Annotated in this window: 19 protein-coding genes, 1 rRNA gene and 1 riboswitch; of the genes, 14 read left to right on the top strand and 6 right to left on the bottom strand. The window is 47.0% G+C overall.

Annotated features, from left to right (window positions below; genetic code table 11):
• Positions 1 to 67 (bottom strand): 16S ribosomal RNA (locus R7035_RS04590); the annotation flags it as partial.
• A 467-nt stretch (positions 68 to 534) separates the two neighbouring features.
• Positions 535 to 1,059: a DUF3087 domain-containing protein gene (locus R7035_RS04585; RefSeq protein ID WP_033907183.1), complete on the bottom strand. Its 525-nt coding sequence runs from the start codon at positions 1,057 to 1,059 to the stop codon at positions 535 to 537.
• A 160-nt stretch (positions 1,060 to 1,219) separates the two neighbouring features.
• Between R7035_RS04585 and trmY the strand changes: the two genes are divergently transcribed.
• Positions 1,220 to 1,819, top strand: a complete 600-nt coding sequence (gene trmY / locus R7035_RS04580; RefSeq protein WP_017634347.1) for a tRNA (pseudouridine(54)-N(1))-methyltransferase TrmY — start codon at positions 1,220 to 1,222, stop codon at positions 1,817 to 1,819.
• Positions 1,820 to 1,897: 78 nt separating this feature from the next.
• Here the strand turns inward: trmY and R7035_RS04575 are convergent, their stop codons facing one another.
• Both R7035_RS04575 and R7035_RS04570 read right to left on the bottom strand, forming a co-directional pair.
• A complete protein-coding gene (locus R7035_RS04575; RefSeq protein ID WP_154204139.1) occupies positions 1,898 to 3,241 on the bottom strand; it encodes a TldD/PmbA family protein in 1,344 nt (447 codons plus the stop codon).
• Positions 3,241 to 4,626, bottom strand: a complete 1,386-nt coding sequence (locus R7035_RS04570) for a TldD/PmbA family protein (protein ID WP_256901229.1) — start codon at positions 4,624 to 4,626, stop codon at positions 3,241 to 3,243. The genes R7035_RS04575 and R7035_RS04570 overlap by 1 nt, the downstream gene beginning before the upstream one ends.
• 311 nt (positions 4,627 to 4,937) lie before the next feature.
• Positions 4,938 to 5,045: riboswitch (TPP riboswitch) on the top strand.
• Between the two features lie 97 nt (positions 5,046 to 5,142).
• Between R7035_RS04570 and thiD the strand changes: the two genes are divergently transcribed.
• The 8 genes from thiD (at position 5,143) to R7035_RS04530 (ending at position 11,617) form a co-directional block, all read left to right on the top strand.
• The gene (thiD, locus tag R7035_RS04565) at positions 5,143 to 6,000 is read left to right on the top strand and encodes a bifunctional hydroxymethylpyrimidine kinase/phosphomethylpyrimidine kinase (protein ID WP_005383329.1); all 858 of its coding nucleotides are present in this window, start codon (positions 5,143 to 5,145) and stop codon (positions 5,998 to 6,000) included.
• Positions 5,990 to 6,745 carry an ABC transporter ATP-binding protein gene (locus tag R7035_RS04560; RefSeq protein WP_213965743.1) on the top strand — a complete coding sequence of 252 codons (756 nt, stop codon included), beginning with the start codon at positions 5,990 to 5,992 and terminating at the stop codon, positions 6,743 to 6,745. Before thiD ends, R7035_RS04560 begins: the two co-directional genes overlap by 11 nt.
• Complete coding sequence (locus tag R7035_RS04555; RefSeq protein WP_318145983.1) at positions 6,738 to 7,538, top strand: ABC transporter permease; 801 nt, start codon at positions 6,738 to 6,740, stop codon at positions 7,536 to 7,538. The genes R7035_RS04560 and R7035_RS04555 overlap by 8 nt, the downstream gene beginning before the upstream one ends.
• Before the next feature lie 47 nt (positions 7,539 to 7,585).
• Positions 7,586 to 8,536, top strand: a complete 951-nt coding sequence (locus R7035_RS04550) for an ABC transporter substrate-binding protein (protein ID WP_156144388.1) — start codon at positions 7,586 to 7,588, stop codon at positions 8,534 to 8,536.
• Between the two features lie 54 nt (positions 8,537 to 8,590).
• Positions 8,591 to 9,259, top strand: coding sequence for a thiaminase II (tenA, locus tag R7035_RS04545; RefSeq protein WP_256901228.1), 669 nt, complete (start codon positions 8,591 to 8,593; stop codon positions 9,257 to 9,259).
• Positions 9,260 to 9,271: 12 nt separating this feature from the next.
• Positions 9,272 to 10,063 (top strand): hydroxyethylthiazole kinase, encoded by a 792-nt coding sequence (thiM, locus tag R7035_RS04540; protein ID WP_167415780.1) that lies wholly within the window; start codon positions 9,272 to 9,274, stop codon positions 10,061 to 10,063.
• 61 nt (positions 10,064 to 10,124) lie between these two features.
• The gene (thiE, locus tag R7035_RS04535; RefSeq protein WP_167415781.1) at positions 10,125 to 10,739 is read left to right on the top strand and encodes a thiamine phosphate synthase; all 615 of its coding nucleotides are present in this window, start codon (positions 10,125 to 10,127) and stop codon (positions 10,737 to 10,739) included.
• Positions 10,740 to 10,921: 182 nt separating this feature from the next.
• Entirely contained in the window at positions 10,922 to 11,617 is a 696-nt protein-coding gene (locus tag R7035_RS04530) for a phosphatase PAP2 family protein (protein ID WP_167415782.1), read from the top strand.
• A 99-nt stretch (positions 11,618 to 11,716) separates the two neighbouring features.
• Here the strand turns inward: R7035_RS04530 and R7035_RS04525 are convergent, their stop codons facing one another.
• Both R7035_RS04525 and R7035_RS04520 read right to left on the bottom strand, forming a co-directional pair.
• Positions 11,717 to 14,164, bottom strand: a complete 2,448-nt coding sequence (locus R7035_RS04525; protein ID WP_256901227.1) for a trimethylamine-N-oxide reductase 2 — start codon at positions 14,162 to 14,164, stop codon at positions 11,717 to 11,719.
• 22 nt (positions 14,165 to 14,186) lie between these two features.
• Positions 14,187 to 15,281, bottom strand: coding sequence for a NapC/NirT family cytochrome c (locus tag R7035_RS04520; protein ID WP_017634357.1), 1,095 nt, complete (start codon positions 15,279 to 15,281; stop codon positions 14,187 to 14,189).
• Positions 15,282 to 15,551: 270 nt separating this feature from the next.
• Between R7035_RS04520 and R7035_RS04515 the strand changes: the two genes are divergently transcribed.
• The 5 genes from R7035_RS04515 (at position 15,552) to R7035_RS04495 (ending at position 18,428) form a co-directional block, all read left to right on the top strand.
• The gene (locus R7035_RS04515) at positions 15,552 to 16,067 is read left to right on the top strand and encodes a GNAT family N-acetyltransferase (protein WP_017634358.1); all 516 of its coding nucleotides are present in this window, start codon (positions 15,552 to 15,554) and stop codon (positions 16,065 to 16,067) included.
• A gap of 9 nt (positions 16,068 to 16,076) precedes the next feature.
• Positions 16,077 to 16,808 (top strand): glucose 1-dehydrogenase, encoded by a 732-nt coding sequence (locus tag R7035_RS04510; RefSeq protein ID WP_005374308.1) that lies wholly within the window; start codon positions 16,077 to 16,079, stop codon positions 16,806 to 16,808.
• Position 16,809: 1 nt separating this feature from the next.
• A complete protein-coding gene (locus R7035_RS04505; RefSeq protein ID WP_005374310.1) occupies positions 16,810 to 17,280 on the top strand; it encodes a GNAT family N-acetyltransferase in 471 nt (156 codons plus the stop codon).
• 119 nt (positions 17,281 to 17,399) lie between these two features.
• The gene (locus R7035_RS04500) at positions 17,400 to 17,867 is read left to right on the top strand and encodes an HAD family hydrolase (protein ID WP_005374312.1); all 468 of its coding nucleotides are present in this window, start codon (positions 17,400 to 17,402) and stop codon (positions 17,865 to 17,867) included.
• Between the two features lie 33 nt (positions 17,868 to 17,900).
• Complete coding sequence (locus R7035_RS04495) at positions 17,901 to 18,428, top strand: GNAT family N-acetyltransferase (protein ID WP_005374314.1); 528 nt, start codon at positions 17,901 to 17,903, stop codon at positions 18,426 to 18,428.
• Positions 18,429 to 18,431 lie beyond the last annotated feature (3 nt).

The following is an 18,431-nucleotide window of genomic DNA, read 5'->3' as shown; positions in this document are numbered from 1 at the left end:
GCTCGACTTGCATGTGTTAGGCCTGCCGCCAGCGTTCAATCTGAGCCATGATCAAACTCTTCAATTTAAGATTTTGTTCGGCTCAATGAATACTGAACATTACATAAGTAATGTTTGAATTGACTGTGCTGAATCCGAAGATTCAATGGTCACTTCGTTTCATTGAAACCTAAATTGTTTCCGAAGAAACTATTTGGATTATCATCAACGAGTGCCCACACAGATTGATAGGTCTATATTGTTAAAGAGCTTGCTTCGTAAGCTTTGCTATCGAAGCGGAGGCTTATTCTAAGGAATTAATTTTCAGTGTCAAACACTTTTTTAAATTAATTTTTAGAAGTTTTCTTTCGCCTTCTTGCCAACCGCTTTTGCGTTTCCGCTTTGCCCTGACAACGGAGGCGCATTATAGGGAGATGATTTTTCTTGGCAACCCCTTTTCAGAAAAAAAATCAAAAAAAAGCGTCGAATGATTAAATCTCACTCAAACGCTTAATTTTAGCACTCAGTTGTTAACTTCAAGTAGCAAATAGGCAATCAATATGTGTCTAGCCAAGACTCTTCAAAGCCTGTGATATCGAGACTCATTGATTGCGCCGCTTCGATTTGCTCGATAGCCTCCAATTCTTTATTTACACTGCTCATCGTCAGTGTGTTGTTGTCTAGCTCAAACACCTGACTTTGAGTCGTATAGTAGAACTTAAGGATCGTCAGCGCTTTTACATCGCCATTGTTCGCGGCTGCTTTAATGCTTTTTAGTTTACGAAAGATCTTGTTGTGCAGCTGCTTGAGTTTCCAAACGTACAGCACTTCTTCCATGTATGGTCGAGTTTTAATTTGATTCAATAAAGAGAGGGAAGTTGCAACTGCGAGAACGACACCAATCAAATTCCAATGGAAATTGCCCGTTGATTGTTCTGGTACGACTTCAGTGTTGCCAAACAAAACAATCAACAAGGTACTAAAGGCAAGAGAGGAGATGGCGAGCAACGCAACAAAACCGCCAATCACAAGGTTTACTTTCTTTTTATAAATGTCTTTATTTATCTGTTTGATTTCCATATACCACTCCTAACAGGGTTGCCTCCTATTCTAACCAGCACACCCAGCTCCACAATCGAAGCTTTGTAAGTAAGTTCACATTTGCTATTAAACTCGCATCCCTTCCCTGCTTGGGTATATACTTCCGCGCATTCACTCTTCCTATATAGAGGCTAAATTCATGCGCTCTTTTGTTTTACGAGCTCGCGCGGCGCCAACCACCAGCAAAGCACTGTTAGAAGGTGTTGGTAATGAAGCGCATACAGAGATTCTTGCTCATACCATGATGAACACGATGTTCGTTGCTCAATCACACCGTGAAGATGTGGTTGTTCACTTGGTTTTAGAAAGCACAAAAGATTTCTCACGCACCATTACTATTCGCTCTAACGACATCACCAACATTGGCGGCTTCCATGAGTCAACCTTGATTGCAGCAGTGGCTCGCGCTTTGGATGCTTCGGTTGGTATGGGCAAAGAGCAACTTCGTGAAGTCGAACCTGGTATTACCGTTCGTACAGTGAGCTTTGAACGCCTAGTACAAGAGCTGGCAGAAGATCACCAACTATATATGTTGGATAAGAAAGGCGAATTTGTTCGTGATGCAGAAATTGGTGAAAATCCATGTTTCTTGCTAACTGACCATATACCGATGCCGAAAAAGTCTTTTAACAGCTTAAAGCGCCTTGGCACAGAGAAGATCAGCTTAGGTCCTAAGATGCTTTTCGCTTCTCAGTGTGTGGTATTGATCCACAATGAGTTGGACATACGCGAATTCTAGTTATTCGCGCACACGTTGCTAGGTAATGAAAGAGGACTCCATTGAGTCCTCTTTTTTGTTTCTATAGGGATGCTAAGTTTACTTACCACCAATGCTCAAACGAGCAAAACGAACGTCTGGCGAGAAGAAAGTTCGGCTATCGTTAATTAACTGAGTATCACCCACTGCCTCAACTTCTTGCAGCATCTTGTAGAAGTTACCCGCTACCGTGATCCCACGAACTGGTTGAATGCGCTCACCATCACGGCACAAGAAGCCACTCGCCCCAAATGAGAAATCACCACTCACTGCATCCGCACCAGAATGGACACCTTGAAGCTCGACTAACTCTAGGTACTCTCCCGCTTTTACTTCTGATGCACTGCTGTTGCCTGTCGCAATCACTTTGTGATTCGCTGATACGTCTAGGCTCGATTTTGCACCGCGAGCGGCACTTGCTGTCGAGACTGCGCCCAAGTAACTTGCGGTCTGGCTGTTGTGTAGCAAGGTTTTCAACTCACCATTAGCAATCATGACATTATCTTGAGTAGCGAAGCCTTCACTATCAAAACTCGCGATTGCCATACCATTTGGCATGTAAGCCGTATCAGTAAAGGTAATTAAATCACTCGCAACACGTTGACCAAGCTTGTCACCCAGTGGCGTAATGCCTTTCATCGCGCTTACGCCAGAGAAAGCACTGCCGAAAGCACCGAATAAACTTGCTAACGCATTGATGTGGAAAATAGCAGGGTAGTTACCTGTCGCAACCGGAGCGCCTTCCAGAAGATCACGAGCAAGGTTGTAGCCACCTTCTATACAGTAAGCTGGATTCAACTCATCAAAACGGCGACCCAGTGACATTCTACCCGCCATTGACTGTTTGCCGTCTTTTTCAAACAAGGTATACGCGTAACAAGTGAACGAGCGCTCGAAGTGTTGACACAATGTGCCTTGAGTATTGGCAATGATCAGTTGTGTTTCGCCATCGCTGTAACCATTGTAAGGTGCGCTAGAAGCGTGAGGCAGAGCCACTACGCCTTGCTCAAGTGCGAGAGACAGTTCAATTTTTTCATCAACAGAAGTGGTATCTTCTTGCACAATCTCAGCAACATCAGTCGTGATTTGGCTGTTAACGCAACTAATAGTCTGATGTTCATCTTGCTTGGAAAAGCGAGCACTTTGCAGCGCATTAGTTAGCATTAAATCCAAGCTTGGTTGCTCTAACGACTCAGAATAGCTTGTTGCAACACGCGCATCTTTCACAACACGAACACCCAGAACTTGGCTTGAGCTTACTTTGTACTCATCCAGCTTTCCTTGGTTCGCTTTCAAAGAAAAGCTACTGTTACGGTTTACAATGACGTCCGCTTCTGCACCTTGGCGTTTTGCTTCTGATAGGACGTAATCAACCGCATTAAGAAGTTGTTGTTCTTGGCTCATTAGTTACCGCCTCCTACCAGAATGTTATCTACTTTCAGCGTTGGCTGACCGACAGTTGTTGGTACTGAACCACTCACGGAACCACACATGCCCGGCGCAAGCGCCATGTCTTTGCCGACCATGCTGATTTCTTTCAACACTTTTGGACCCGTGCTGATCAGCGTTGCTGTTTTCAGAGGCTTGGTGATTTTGCCATTTTCAATGAGGTAGGCTTCACGAACAGCAAAGTTAAACTCCCCCGTACCCGGTTGAACAGAGCCACCGCCCATCTTCTTCGCATAGATACCACGTTCGATGCCTGCCAGCATGTCATTAAGTGAATGCTCGCCCTCTTCGATAAAGGTGTTACGCATGCGCGAGGTTGGTGCGAACTTGTAGTTTTGACGACGACCAGAACCCGTAGGCTCATAACCTGTCTTCATGCCACCCATTTTATCGACCATGAAGCTGGTTAGCTTACCGTCTTTGATCAGTTGAGTGCGCTGAGTCTTCATACCTTCATCATCAATGTGAATCGAGCCCCATTCGTTGGTCATGGTGCCATCATCGACTGCATTCACTGCGGTGTGAGCAACCATTTCGCCCATCTTGTCGTGGAAGACTGATGCTTTCTTCGCAACTGAAGTGGTTTCTAGCAAGTGACCACATGCTTCATGGAAGATAACGCCGCCAAAGCCGTTACCAATCACCACCGGCATTTCACCCGATGGACAAGCATCCGCGCCAAGTTTTACTAACGCTTGCTGCGCGATAGTTTGACCTAGCTCTTTGGCATCAAGCTGTTCACTGAATTCCCAACCAGCAAGAGCGCCAGGACCTTCCATACCAGAAGACTGCTCATTACCTTTTTGCGCGACAGTGTTACCAGCAACACGAATGTAGTGGCGAGTATCGTCAACGTATAGACCTTCTGAGTTGAAGATAGACACTTGTTGCTCGCGCTGAAGAACGCTGCCAATAAACTGGCTGATATGTTCACTCTCAGCACGTGCGGCTTGGTCAACTTTCAATAGAAACGCGATTTTTGAATCTAGGTTAGCATCCTTACCTAGCGGCATGCGGCAACCATGTTGGATTGGGTAGCGGTTCAAATTCAAAGAACCCGCTGACGCGATTTGCTCACGCTTGTCTTTTGCAGCAAGCAGCGAGGTTACGCGCTTTAGTTCGGCTTCATCTGTGCTGTTGGTGTAACCGTAAAGCACCTTATGACCGAAAAAAAGACGAATACCGATACCAAAATCGATACCCGAGTTAACCTTATCCACTTCACCAGATGCGATCTGGACAGTGTTGGTTTGGTGATGTTCAACGAATAGTTCAGCGAAATCAGCCCCCAAAAAGAGCGCATGATCGATCACTGACTTCGCTGTTACAGAATTAAGCATGAAGTCTCCTTGCTCGATGATCGTCTTAGCCTTCCTAATTAACTGTGAAAAAGTTCAACAAAGTTAAATTGGCAACACGTTAAATTTTAACAGTTTTTTAACCTTGTTTTGTGCTAATCCTTGCTTAACGAGACCACGATTATTTATTAAATATTCCAGGTTCTGCTCATTCACCAGAGCGTTGCACTAGTAAATTCCACCCAGCTAACCATTTAGGTGCTTACTTTATCACTCACCTCGCATAATTGAATACTCATTATAGTTACGCTCAAAAAACGTATCCCTTCCGCAATGGTCCTGCTATCATCCGAACGAAATAGTCGGGGGGCCACACGACAAGTGTTGGCTGAGATCGAAATTCGAGACCCGTTGAACCTGATTCAGTTAGCACTGACGTAGGGAACTATGCACACTTTGCCTTTCGTCGCCCCTCTTAGGTAAGCGATAGCGATCGAAAAATCGATCTATCTGCAACGGTCAAAGTCAGTTCCTATACGTCTTGTAGTAGGAGCGACCATGACGCAGCAATCACAACCTCATTCACATCACACGCCAGCCTTGCCTACCCCTATCGTATTGACCATCGCGGGCTCAGACAGTGGTGGCGGTGCAGGTATTCAAGCCGACATCAAAGCGATGTCCGCAACCGGCAGTTTTGCTTGCTCGGTAATCACGGCGATTACTTCGCAAAATACCCAAGGCGTTTCTGCGATTTTCCCCATTCCTCTCGACCATGTAGAGAGCCAACTTGATGCAGTATTTACCGACCTCAACATCGTTGCAGTCAAAGTGGGCATGCTGGCAGATTCCAACATCATCAAAGTCGTTGCAGACAAAATTAAACAATACCAGCCAAAACACCTCGTGATTGACCCTGTGATGGTGGCCACCAGCGGCGATCTATTACTGGAACAGTCGGCAATCAGCACTTTAAAAGAAGAATTGATTCCGCTCGCAGACATCATTACCCCTAACCTACCCGAAGGCGCAGCATTGACGGGTAAGCCAATGCCTCAATCAGAATCTGAAATGAACGATATGATTACCGACCTTCGTGCGCTTGGCGCCAAAGCTATTCTGCTCAAAGGCGGTCACCTTGAAGAAAATGAAAACAGCAACGATCTGCTTATCATGCAAGACAGTGCCGAGTTAATTAGCGCCAAGCGATTTCCAACCAAAAACACTCATGGCACAGGCTGTACACTTTCTTCCGCCATTGCGTCTTATCTTGGCCAAGGCAACAACCTACACAAAGCGGTGCACCTGGGTAAGCAGTACATCAGCCAAGCTATCGCACACGCTGATGAATTGGATGTAGGTAAAGGCCATGGCCCTGTGAACCACTTTTTTGCGGGTCATACTTATGTTCGCTAACGCGATTGGCATTCAGCTTTCCGATGCTAGTCTGCGATACAAAGATAGCCAAACACCGACTTTAGCAGGAATGAACATGACCATTCCCGTCGGTAAATGGACGGTATTACTCGGACGAAGTGGCTGCGGGAAAACCACAATATTGCGTTACTTAGCTGGCCTGCTGGATGACCAAGTTGACTGGCATGGCGAACTCATCACAACGGATGGCGCTACACTGCATGACCGTATCGCTTACATGGCTCAGCAGGATTTATTGCTACCGTGGTTGAATGTGTTAGACAACGTCTGCCTCAGTTCTCGATTTTCTCAAGAGCAAGCACCAGAGCAAAATAGACAACGTGCACTGACTTTACTAAGCCAAGTGGGACTCGCCGATTACGCGGATGCTAAGCCAGCTCAGCTCTCTGGCGGCATGAGACAACGTGTTGCCCTTGCTCGCACTCTGATGCAAGACAAGCCTCTAGTTCTGATGGATGAGCCTTTCTCTGCACTGGACGCGGTTACTCGTCATAAGTTGCAAACCTTGTCTGCCGAATTGCTGAAAGATAAGACGGTTGTTCTGATTACCCACGACCCACAAGAAGCGGTGCGATTAGCTCACCAACTCTATGTGTTGCAAGGCACACCTGCGCAAGCTCAGCACTTGGTCGTTCCAGACTCCAAGCCGCCCCGAGTTCTCGATGGAGAGTGCGCGGCGTTACAACAAGCGATTTTGGATCAACTGGAGAAAGACTATGAGTGATATGACTCAGTACAACTCCGTTTCGGCACGCATTAGTAAAAAAGAACGCGTGACCCATCCGGCTCTGCGCTTGGTCATTAGCACAGCGGTGATCTTGGGATTGTGGCAGTTGGTTGTTGTGGTATTCGACATGCCAAGCTTCATCTTACCTTCACCAATTGAAGTGCTGGATAGATTGGTCACTCGTTACGATGTCTTGCTCAAACATACTTGGGTTACCGCGCAAGAGATTTTACTTGGTTCGGCGCTTGGATTATCAATGGGTTTGCTGTTCGCATTGCAAATGCTGATGTTCGAACCGCTGAAGCGTTGGTTACTGCCCATTCTGATTGCTAGCCAAGCGATCCCTGTGTTCGCCATCGCGCCAGTACTCATGCTTTGGCTGGGTTACGGCATTGCATCGAAAGTCGTCATGGCGGCGATCATCATCTTTTTCCCCGTCACCACATGTTGCTACGACGGCTTACGTAATACACCAACAGGTTACCTCGACCTTGCCAAGACCATGGGCGCGTCTAAATGGCAGTTACTTCGTCATATTCAATTGCCAGCCGCCCTACCAACTTTAGCCTCAGGCATTCGTGTTGCCGTCGTTATTGCGCCGATTGGAGCAGTGGTCGGTGAGTGGGTAGGTTCAAGTGAAGGCTTGGGTTATCTGATGCTCCAAGCTAATGCTCGCATGATCATTGATGAGATGTTTGCGGCGCTGTTTATCCTAGCCGTGCTGTCTATCTCACTCTACTTCATCACCGATAAATTATTGAAAAAAGCCATCCCTTGGGAAAGCAAATAATTACAGAAAATAACCAAAGAAAATTGGGAAAGAAAAGGAAGAACCCCGTGAATAAAAACAAACTTATGAGCGCTGCTGCTCTACTCGCTTCAGTGGTATCAACCAATGTGCTTGCAGCAGAAAAAGAGATGACACTGATGTTGGATTGGTTCGTCAACCCAAATCATGGTCCTATCGTGATTGCCAAAGAGCGTGGTTACTTCAAAGAACAAGGTTTGAAGGTCAACATTCAAGAGCCTGCTGATCCAAGCACACCACCTAAGTTGGTCGCGGCGGGTAAAGTCGACATGGCGATCTCTTACCAACCAAGCCTGACCATCGATGTCGCGGCTGGTTTGCCACTAATCCGCTCTGCGACTTTGATTGCTACGCCACTCAACACGCTGATGGTGTTGGACAACGGTAAGAATGAAAACCTTGGCGACTTAAAAGGCAAGAAGATCGGTATTGCGATCGCCGGCAACGAAGAAGCGACAATCGGCACCATGCTTGCGCAAGAGAATGTGAAGTTTTCTGACGTACAAATCATCAACGTAGGTTGGGCGCTGTCTTCGTCTCTTGCGTCTGGCAAAGTGGATGCGATTTGGGGCGGTCTACGTAACTTCGAAACCAACCAACTGGCACTAGAAGGTTATAAAGCTAAAGCCTTCTTCCCTGAAGAACACGGAGTACCAGCGTATGACGAGTTAGTCTTCGTAGCCAATGCAAAAACCTACGACAAAGAAGCCATCAAGGCATTCAACAAAGCACTAGAGCAAGCGACCACTTACATCGTTAACCATCCAAAAGAGTCGTGGAAAGAGTTTGTGGCTTATTCACCAGACACACTCAACAACGAGCTTAACCAACGCGCTTGGAACGACACACTAATTCGTTTCGCTCTTCGTCCATCTGCAGTAGATCTGAAACGCTACGATGATTACGCCGAGTTTATGTATTCACAAAAAATCATCGAAACACTGCCAAAAGCGAAAGATTACGTACCGAATTTTGACTAATTCTACTGACCTTAGGATCTAAGCCTAGGGTCTTTTGATAACGAGATACCCATAATGAAATACCAAGATTTGATCGACGCTTGCCGCCAAGATTGGCAAGAATACACCGAGCATGCTTTCGTGCAGCAATTGGCGCAGGGCACTCTGGCTCAGCCTTGTTTTCTGCATTACCTAAAGCAGGATTTTCTTTTCCTAAAACAGTACGCACGAGCTTACGCATTAGCGATCTACAAAGCGCGTACTTTGGATGACATGCGCCGCGCGCTCCCAAGCGTACATGCATTGCTCGATTCTGAAATCGCCCATCACGTGACTTACTGTGAGCAATGGGGGCTGACGGAATCCGACCTAGAAAACGAGCCAGAAGATTTCGGCACTGTGGCTTACACCCGCTACGTATTGGATGCTGGCATGACGGGCGATCTTGTTGATCTATACGCGGCACTAGCGCCATGCTCCATCGGTTATGCCGTAATCGGTAAGATGCTGATTGAAGTTGAAAAGACAGTAATCGAAGGCAACCCATATGCAAGTTGGATCAACCTCTACGGTGGTGAGGAATTCCAATCTGGTGTCGCAAAAGGTGCAGAACACTTTAATCAGTTATTGGCGGAAATCGATATCAATAGTCAGCGTGGTCAAAACCTGATTCAGGTATTCAAAACTGCAACGCGTATGGAAGTGGCATTCTGGCAACAAGGTCTAAACGCTCAGCAAGATTAATCGGAGAGTCTCATGTTAATTGAACAAATCACCCAAGCATTAACCGCAGTACGCCAGCAAAAGCCGTTAGTCGTCAACATCACTAACTACGTGGTGATGAATAACACAGCAAACGCACTATTAGCGATCGGCGCTTCTCCAATCATGGCGCACTCCAAACAAGAGATGGCAGAGATGATGTCGTTCGCTGGCGCACTGGTTATCAACATCGGTACCCTAGACAGCGTTTGGACACCGCGCATGAGCTATGCCGTAGAGCAAGCCAATTCCAATGGTAAAATCGTTGTACTCGACCCTGTCGGTTGCGGAGCAAGCTCACTACGTACCGAGACATCACGTGAGATCGCACGCCTTGCAAACAAGCTGATCATTCGTGGTAACGCCTCAGAAATCATTGCACTCGCTGGCGAGCAAGCACAAAGCAAAGGCGTCGATGCGTTAGACAGCAGCGACGCAGCACTTGGCGCAGCGAACTTCTTAGTCTTAGAGTACGGCGCGAGCGTAGTGATTTCTGGCGAGACTGATTACATCGTCACGAAAGGGCAAACCGTGCAGCTAAACAACGGTCACGAGATGATGCCATACGTAACCGGAATGGGTTGTACACTAACGGCTCTAACAGGCGCTTTTGCTGCTGTTGGTGATGATACCGGCCTTGCTGCAGCGGCGGTACTGGGCGTTGTTGGCGAGATTGCCGCGGAACAAGCTCGCGGCCCAGGTAGCCTACAAATGAACCTGCTGGATGAGCTTTACCAGCTGGATGAAGAAACGCTGGCAAAACGCCTAAAACTACACGTGAGCTAAGCTTTTCTCTACAAATACCAGCCTCTCATTCCATCTAGATGAGAGGCCCAAAGGAAACAAAATGAACGCCTATCGTTTATATTTGGTCACCGATGACCAACAAGATTTAGCCACACTAAAGCGTGTTGTGAGAAAAGCCGTGGAAGGTGGCGTGACCATGGTACAAGTCCGCGAAAAACACGGCGATGTGCGTGCGTTTATCGAACGTGCTCAAGCCGTCAAAGACATCCTTAAAGATACCGATGTGCCCTTGATCATCAATGACCGCGTTGATGTCGCACTGGCTGTCGATGCTGATGGGGTTCACCTCGGGCAATCAGACATGCCAGCAAATATCGCTCGTGAGTTGATTGGACCAAACAAAATCCTCGGCTTATCCATCGAAAATGAAGAGCAGCTTGCACAAGCGGATTCTCTTCCAATTGATTACATCGGTTTGAGCGCAATCTTCGCGACGCCAACCAAAACCAACACCAAAAAACATTGGGGTATTGATGGTTTGAAAATGGCGTTAGAGACGACTTCACTGCCGATTGTTGCCATTGGCGGCATTAACGAAACCAACATTCCTGCCCTGAGTGCGACAGGTGTACATGGTTTGGCTTTGGTTTCTGCCATTTGTCATGCAGAAAACCCAACCAAAGCAGCAGAATACTTACTTTCTCTGATGGATTAAGACCCCAGCGCTTAAGGATGAGCGCCTTTACCCTCCGGATAAGTGTCATCAATTCATCACTCAACCTTCATTCTCTCGTCAAATTGACAGAGCGTTGATAAGTTTTTCACGCCAGATAACGTAAGATAAGCCCATTATTTTCACGTGGTTGAATAACCCTCAATAAAAACAAAACGCTCTCAATGAAAACCAAAAAATATGGATTGATGATGCTCGCCTTGTTTGTTCTTGGCATCATCCCAATGTCGCTGTTTGGCTCTTATCACAATCTCACTTCACAGGTGCCTGAAAGTCTGGGTATTACTTTTACTTTGCTCACAGATTCTGCTGGTAGCAAAGGTTTTTTAATTACGTTAACACTGCTACTGCTTTCTTTATTTCGCTTTAAACCAAGTCGCATTGAGTGGATACAAAAACTCTCAATGTTAGGGTTGTTACTGGTGATTGGTTTTGCCAGCAAAACGGGGCTAAAACTGATGACAGAAAGCCCGCGTCCCTACGCCGAACTGCTTGCTGCAGAGCAATTGATTGAGCACCCAGAAGCGTTTTATCAGTTGGATACAAAGCAGCAAGCCAACGTAATTAACCAGATTTCTGAACACGTCAGTGATTGGCGAACGCGCCATTGGCAAGGCGAGAAAGACTATTCTTTCCCATCCGGCCATACGATTTTCGTTTCGATTTGTTTGGCTTTCTTTGGTGGTTTGTTCTTACAGAACAAGTGCTATATCTCTGCACTGTCATTGTGGATGTGGGGAATGAGCGTCGCATATAGCCGCTTATGGCTGGGCATGCATCGCCCTGAAGATTTAATAGGCTCGGTCTTGTTTGTCGCGATTGTATTTACTTTACTCCCGACATTTCAGATTAAGAAATAGATGCCGTTTGTTTCTCTCGCTTCGCGCTAATGTGAACGATGACTAGATAAAAAGAAGCCAGCGATTCGCTGGCTTCTTGCTTTCAATCGCTACTTTTTTCTAGCCATTTCTTGGTGGTTCAAACGCTGTTAGTTCTAATTCTGGGCCAGTGTATTTTTCAATACGAACCAGTGCCGAGTTCGCCGCACAGCCGTTTGCAAGTCGAGAGGTCGGAATATCCAACGTTAACACGTTACAACCGCCGTTCTTACAAATGCCGGTTTTAGGATCCAAATCCGGCCAACCGCCTTCATGAATACACACTGAACCTTGCTTGATTCGGTCAGTCACTTCTGCACCAACCAATACTTGGCCACGGTTGTTAAACGCACGAACTAGATCGCCCGTTTTAATACCACGCGCTTTCGCATCTTCAGGGTGAATCCAAATAGGTTCACGGTTTGCAATTGCGTACTCTTCGCGAATCTTCGCGTAGTTGAATTGGCTGTGTAGACGATGCGCTGCGTGCGCGGTCATTAGCTGCAACTCGCCATCTTTCGCAGTACCCGTGTACTCGGTTGGTGCCATCCACGTTGGATGTGGAGGACAGTCTTCCAACTGATAGCCTTCAATGGTTTTCGAGAAGATTTCGATCTTACCACTTGGTGTACCGAGTGGATTCATGATCGGGTCTTCACGGAAATCTGCGTAACGAACAAACTGTGCGTTCTTCTCGTTCCACTTCATCTCGATCAGTTGGTTATCTTCCCAGAACTTGCTGAAGTTCGGCATTGCTACGCGAGAGCCACGGCCACCTTGTTGCGCCGCCTTGTAGAAGCCGTACAGCCATTCCATTTCGGTTTTGCCTTCGGTGTATACGTCACGGCCACCCGGAGCTAGCATCTCTGCCATGTCCGCGAATACATCGAAGTCATTACGCGCTTCACCTTGCGGCTCAACCACTTGCTTCATTGGCACCAAGTGTTGGTTACTGTAGTCACCCGTCATCGTTAAGTCGTTACGCTCGAACGATGTGGTGATTGGCAGAACAATGTCCGCGTGCTTCGCAGCCGCCGTCCAGTAAGGCTCTGAAATCACGATCAGCTCAGGCTTTTGCCACGCTTTGATCAGACGGTTGGTGTCTTGGTGGTGAGTAAAGTTCGCACCACCTGCCCACCAAATCATCTTGATGTCCGGGAACGTCAGTTCATGACCGTTATGATGGTAGGATTGACCTGGGTTTTCCAACGCCTCGACAATACGCGCCACAGGGAAGCTTTGCACCGCGCCAGACACCGCCCAGTCGTTCCCCGCAGAAGAGCCGCCACCCAGCGATGCCGAAATCGCAGGAAGTACGCCAGCATCACGAGCAGGGTTACCACCGTTTGAGTAGTGGTAAGAGAAACCAAAACCACCGCCCGGTAAACCGATTTGACCCAACATCGTTGCCAGTGTAACCAGCATCCAGTGACGCTGCTCACCGTATTGTTGGCGCTGCATGCCCCAACCCGCCATCAGCATGGTGCGGTTTTTACTGAAGATGTCAGCCAGTAGCTCAAGTTGCTTCGCAGGTACGCCACAGATTTGTGATGCCCATTCTGCTGATTTTTCTACGCCGTCTTCTTCGCCCATCAGGTACGCTTTAAACTTGTCGTAACCTGCGGTGTATTTATCGAGGAAGGCTTTATCGTGCTTACCTTGTTTCACTAAGGTGTGTGCGATACCCATCATCATTGCCACGTCGGTCATTGGGTGAGGAGCAATCCACTCCGCATTCTCACCAAAGAACTCGATGGTTTCAGAACGAATAGGGTCAATAGCGATAACCGTCTTGCCTGATTTTTTCAACTGATGGAAGAACTCAAGACCAGCACAGTCTGTTGAGCTCCACGCGATTTTTAGAGTGTTAATTGGGTTTAAGCCCCAAAGCACAACCACATCGCTGTGCTCTAGTACCACTGGGTACGTGGTTTGTTGCTCGTACACTTCGATAGAGCCCACAACGTGCGGCATGATGACCTGCGCAGCACCCGTTGAGTAGTCACCCAAGTGGCCTGAATAGCCACCCGCCATGCTCATGTAACGTTGCAGCAAGGTTTGTGCTTTGTGCAGCACGCCACTTGAACGCCAGCCGTAAGAACCAGCAAACACAGAAGCCGGGCCATATTCTTTACGAATGCGCATGTGCTGCTCGTGTATCAACTTGTAAGCTTCATCCCAAGACACCCGTACAAATTCATCGCTGCCACGAACTCCTTCGGGAGCTGATGGGTTTGCCAAGTAACCTTTGCGAACCATTGGGTACTTGACACGCGCTTTAGTGTGCACTTGGTCAGGACCGGTGCTTTGTAGGCTGTTTGGTACCGTTTGTGGCAATGCGTTCGTGGTTGAAACCAGCTTACCGTCTTGCACTTCACACAGCATTGGGCCCATGCGGCCCGCTGTCAAAATGCCCTTGCCACGCTGGTTTGAAGACGCAACAGACATAGGTGCAAATGAAGTGAATGCCATTGCACCAGCCGCCATACCAGTGCCTTTTAGAAATCCGCGACGGGTCATATTAGTCATAATCTTATCCTTCTATTTATCGTTAGTGACCAACCACATCTTTTGCATGGTGCTGGAAGAACTTGGTTAGAATTTCTAGGTTCTCGGCTGAAATATCAGTTCGATCACCCATACTCTTCGCTACCGGTCCCCATGCATTCACTGTGAAGTGATTTGAAGGAATTTTCGCGTGACAAGTTGCACAGTAAACGTTGTCCAACTCTTCTGCGTATGACCATACTGGTTCAAGCGTGTCAACAACTGGAGAATCAATAGCGCCAGTTAAAGAAACCGCGCGCCATTCGTTGCCGTAAACATCTGCCTCAAATTCACCAGTTTCAAGCGCTTGTTGGCCTTGCTCTGTTAGCGTTGCTACGATGGCACGTTGACCTTCTCCCATGTAAAGCACTTGCTCTGCGCCTTTCATTTGGAATGCGTTCAACTTAACAGTGCGGTTGTCGCCTTCAGAGCTGATTACTTCCAACTTCGTCGTTGGGTTAATTTTACCCATCTCACCCATTGCGATTTCAGTCACAGGGTAAACGACTTTGGCACCAGGTGATGTTTTTGTGGTGAAGCTCATCAACGTTTCAAATGCCTTGCTGTCTAGCTCTGCTTCTGGTGCAAAGTGCGCCACACCTTTATGACAATCGATACACGTTTGATCGTTTGCTTTCGCGTAAGCGTGCATCTTCGCCGCATCACGTGATTGCTCAAACTCTTCCATTGCATCGAAATCATGACACGAACGACACGTCGCTGAATCGTTTTCACGGAACTGAGCCCATACCGTTTCAGCCATATCTTTACGATGTGCTTCGTATTTCTCTGGCGTGTCGATCTTGCCTGTCACAAATTCGTGGTAAATGTCTTTCGACGCACGAATTTTGGTGATCAGGTAATCCATTGGTTCTTGAGGAATATGACAGTCAGAACATTCCGCGCGAATGCCTTTCGCATTACTGAAGTGCACTGAGCCTTGGTACTCTTTGTAAGGGGTTTCCATAGAGTGGCACGAGAGACAAAATTCAGTATCTGAGGTGTAATGCATTACTGCCGCACTCCCCCCCAAAGTTAACCAGCCCACACCAATGCCGGCAGCAACCAGCAGTGCAACATATCGTTTTTTTATTGACATAATTAGCAACACTTCCAAATAAAATGTAATTATAGGTCGCAAATTACTACTTTATGGGTAGCCCTCTCTTGATCCACATCATTTCCGTGTTGCTCTGTATGCCTCAAGTATGAAATTTTGTTATTTGCATCTCAAAGATGAATATATGGCAATAATCCATTACCCAGCCAACTATTCACCACATAAATCACTTTTATGAATGCAACTATTTGATTAAACAGATAAGAGGATGAGAGACTGAATCTCCACATTGATGCAGTAAGGACACGCATGTCAGTTTATATCGAGACGCACAGAAGCCAATTAAGACCCATCAAAGCCAGTGACTGGGAACTCTTTCAACGATTACTCTCCGAACAAGAGGTTATTGCGCTCTGTTTCGATCGTCCCAGCGAAACAGAAATAAGAGAAAAATTTGCTTCGCGATTATTACCATGGACCCCAAATTGCCAGCATTGGCTTTGCCTTGTAATACTCGATAAGCAATCTGAACAACCCATCGGCATCACTGGCTTTGCTATTGAAAACGGTAAGGCAGAGGTAGGTTACTTACTTTTGCCGGAATTTCATGGCCAACAGTTTGGAACAGAAACTCTTCAAGCGCTTCTATACTGGGCAACCTCGACACATAACATCAACCACTTTTCCGCGACGGTCACTGAAGGCAATATTGCGTCAGAACGTGTCCTGATAAAATGTGGTTTCGAACTCATTGAGGTCATTCCAGACGCATACCAAATTGGTGGCAAACCCTACGCCGATAAAATCTACTCACTACAAAAATAAGGACGTATTTTGAATAAAGTAGTCATCATTACCGGCGCAAGCCGAGGCATTGGAGCCGCAGCGGCGAAAAAGCTGGCCGAGCAAGGCTATCGCGTTTGCGTTAATTACCGCACTCAGCAAGAGGCCGCCGACCAAGTTGTGGCAGAAATACAAGCAAACGGTGGCAAAGCGATTGCCATCGCCGCAGACGTAGCCGATGAGAAGCAAGTGCTCTCCTTGTTTGATGAAACAGAACGTGAATTTGGTGCAGTGACGCACTTGGTCAACAACGTTGGCATCCTATTTACTCAATCGCCTTTGTCAGAAATCAGCTTGGAACGCTTTCAGAAAGTAATGAACACCAATGTGAATAGCTGTTTTCTCTGCTGTCGAGAAGCGGCGAGGCGATTCAGTGCAGGCGGTGCAATTGTGAATGTCTCCTCTGGAGCGTCGCGCTCAGGCGCGCCATTTGAGTATGTCGATTACGCCACATCAAAAGGCGCGATGGATACCTTAACTAAAGGGCTCTCGCTAGAGTTGGCAGAGCGCAATATTCGCGTCAATGGCGTTCGACCTGGTTTCATTTACACTGATATGCATGCCGACGGCGGAGAACCAAACCGAGTAGATAGACTCAGCCCTCAAATTCCTCTTAAACGCGGTGGCACGGTAGAAGAAGTAGCAAATGCGATCGCTTGGCTATTAAATGACGAAGCCTCTTATGTCACAGGATCATTTATCGATATTGCAGGGGGCAGATAGAATGCAAGTCCATATCCGACAAGCGATTCCCGATGATTTAGACGGAATTTTTCAGCTTAATTTTCAAATTAATTCACTGCATTTTGCGAATGCGCCAGAAGCCTTTGTTGCGCCATCAGAAGCTGATCGAGAATTTCTTGCACAAGCACTAGAGAACAAAGAGCGACTCTTTTTGATTGCCGAACGCGAACAGCAAATTCTCGGCTTCTTAACCGCGATGATCACCCAAAACGACACCGTCAGTTTTCTGATCAAAGACCCAATTTGTCGCGTGGGAACAATTGTTGTCGATGAAGCGCAAAAGCAGCAAGGAATCGGCCGCCAACTGCTCCAAGCCTGTGAGCAATGGGCGCGCGATGCCAATGCCACACAAGTTCGATTGGAAGTGATGGAATTCAATCAGCCAGCACAGCGCTTTTACGATAATCAAGGTTTTAAAACTAACTCACGCATTATGCTGAAACATTTGTAACGATAACGACAATTAAGCGCTTTTCACGACTAAACCCACCTAAATCGCATTTATCGATGCAATTTACCCCCCTGATTTTAGAAAAAGACGATATGATGTGCGGATAAGGAGATTCGAACATGATTTATCTTTTCGATTGGGGGAACACCTTGATGGTAGATTTCCCTCACGCACAAGGAAAAATGTGCGATTGGGAACACGTAGAAGCAGTTCCTCAAGCCAGAGAAACACTGGCAATACTTTCCCAAAATCATCCCATCTACATTGCGACCAGTGCATCTGATTCCAACATGGAAGAGGTTCAGCGTGCATTTGTTCGCGTCGACTTAGACCAATACTTAAATGGCTATTTTTGTTTTGCCAACCTCGGTATCGCTAAAAACCAACCTGAGTTTTATCTCGCCATCGCAAAACAGTTAGGGGTTAACGTGAGTGGAATAACCATGGTTGGCGATTTACCTCACAAAGATATTTACCCTGCGATGAAAGCGGGCGTAAACACAATTTGGTTTAACCCAACGGGCGCTGATGCACCAGCCGAAGCCATTCCTAACCAAATTCGTTGTTTATCTGAGCTTATCCCCTAACCGTTACTAACCTGCACTAATCAAGGAAGATGAATGCAAATCAGATCCATCAAGGTGAGCGATATCGCGCGCTTCACCGCGCTGTGGAATCGAGTGTACTCCGAAGGGGAATTTTTGATTTCTCCTGCACCCGATAACGCAACGCTTCGCAGAATCCTGCAACGTGTGGAAAACGAGTCCATCCCTCAGTTTGTCGCGTTTGACCGCCAAAAACTTATCGGTAGTGTTGAAATCTACCCAGCTGAGATGTGCGGTTACGAAAGAGGGCAACGCCTTCGCGTCGGTATTCTTGGTATTCACATCGACAAAAACTACCGAGGCAAAGGATTGGGGCGGAAACTATTGGCAGTCGCGATCGCACGTGGTTGGGAATTTGGTTACGACCAAATCGCACTCTACGTATACACAACCAACACACCAGCGATTGCTTTATATGAACGGTTTGGATTTGAACATCAGGGGGAACTTGGGGAAGTGACCTTGCCAAATGGTAAAGTCTTGATGAGTCAAAAAATGGTATTGTATAAAGCGCAAAGCCCTTCGAAAAACCCCGATTTGTAGACT

The organism is Vibrio sp. 1731 (assembly GCF_033339955.1).
Classification (GTDB): domain Bacteria; phylum Pseudomonadota; class Gammaproteobacteria; order Enterobacterales; family Vibrionaceae; genus Vibrio; species Vibrio alginolyticus.
Note: the sequence above shows the minus strand (reverse complement) of the source record. Positions and strands in the feature narration are given on the sequence as shown.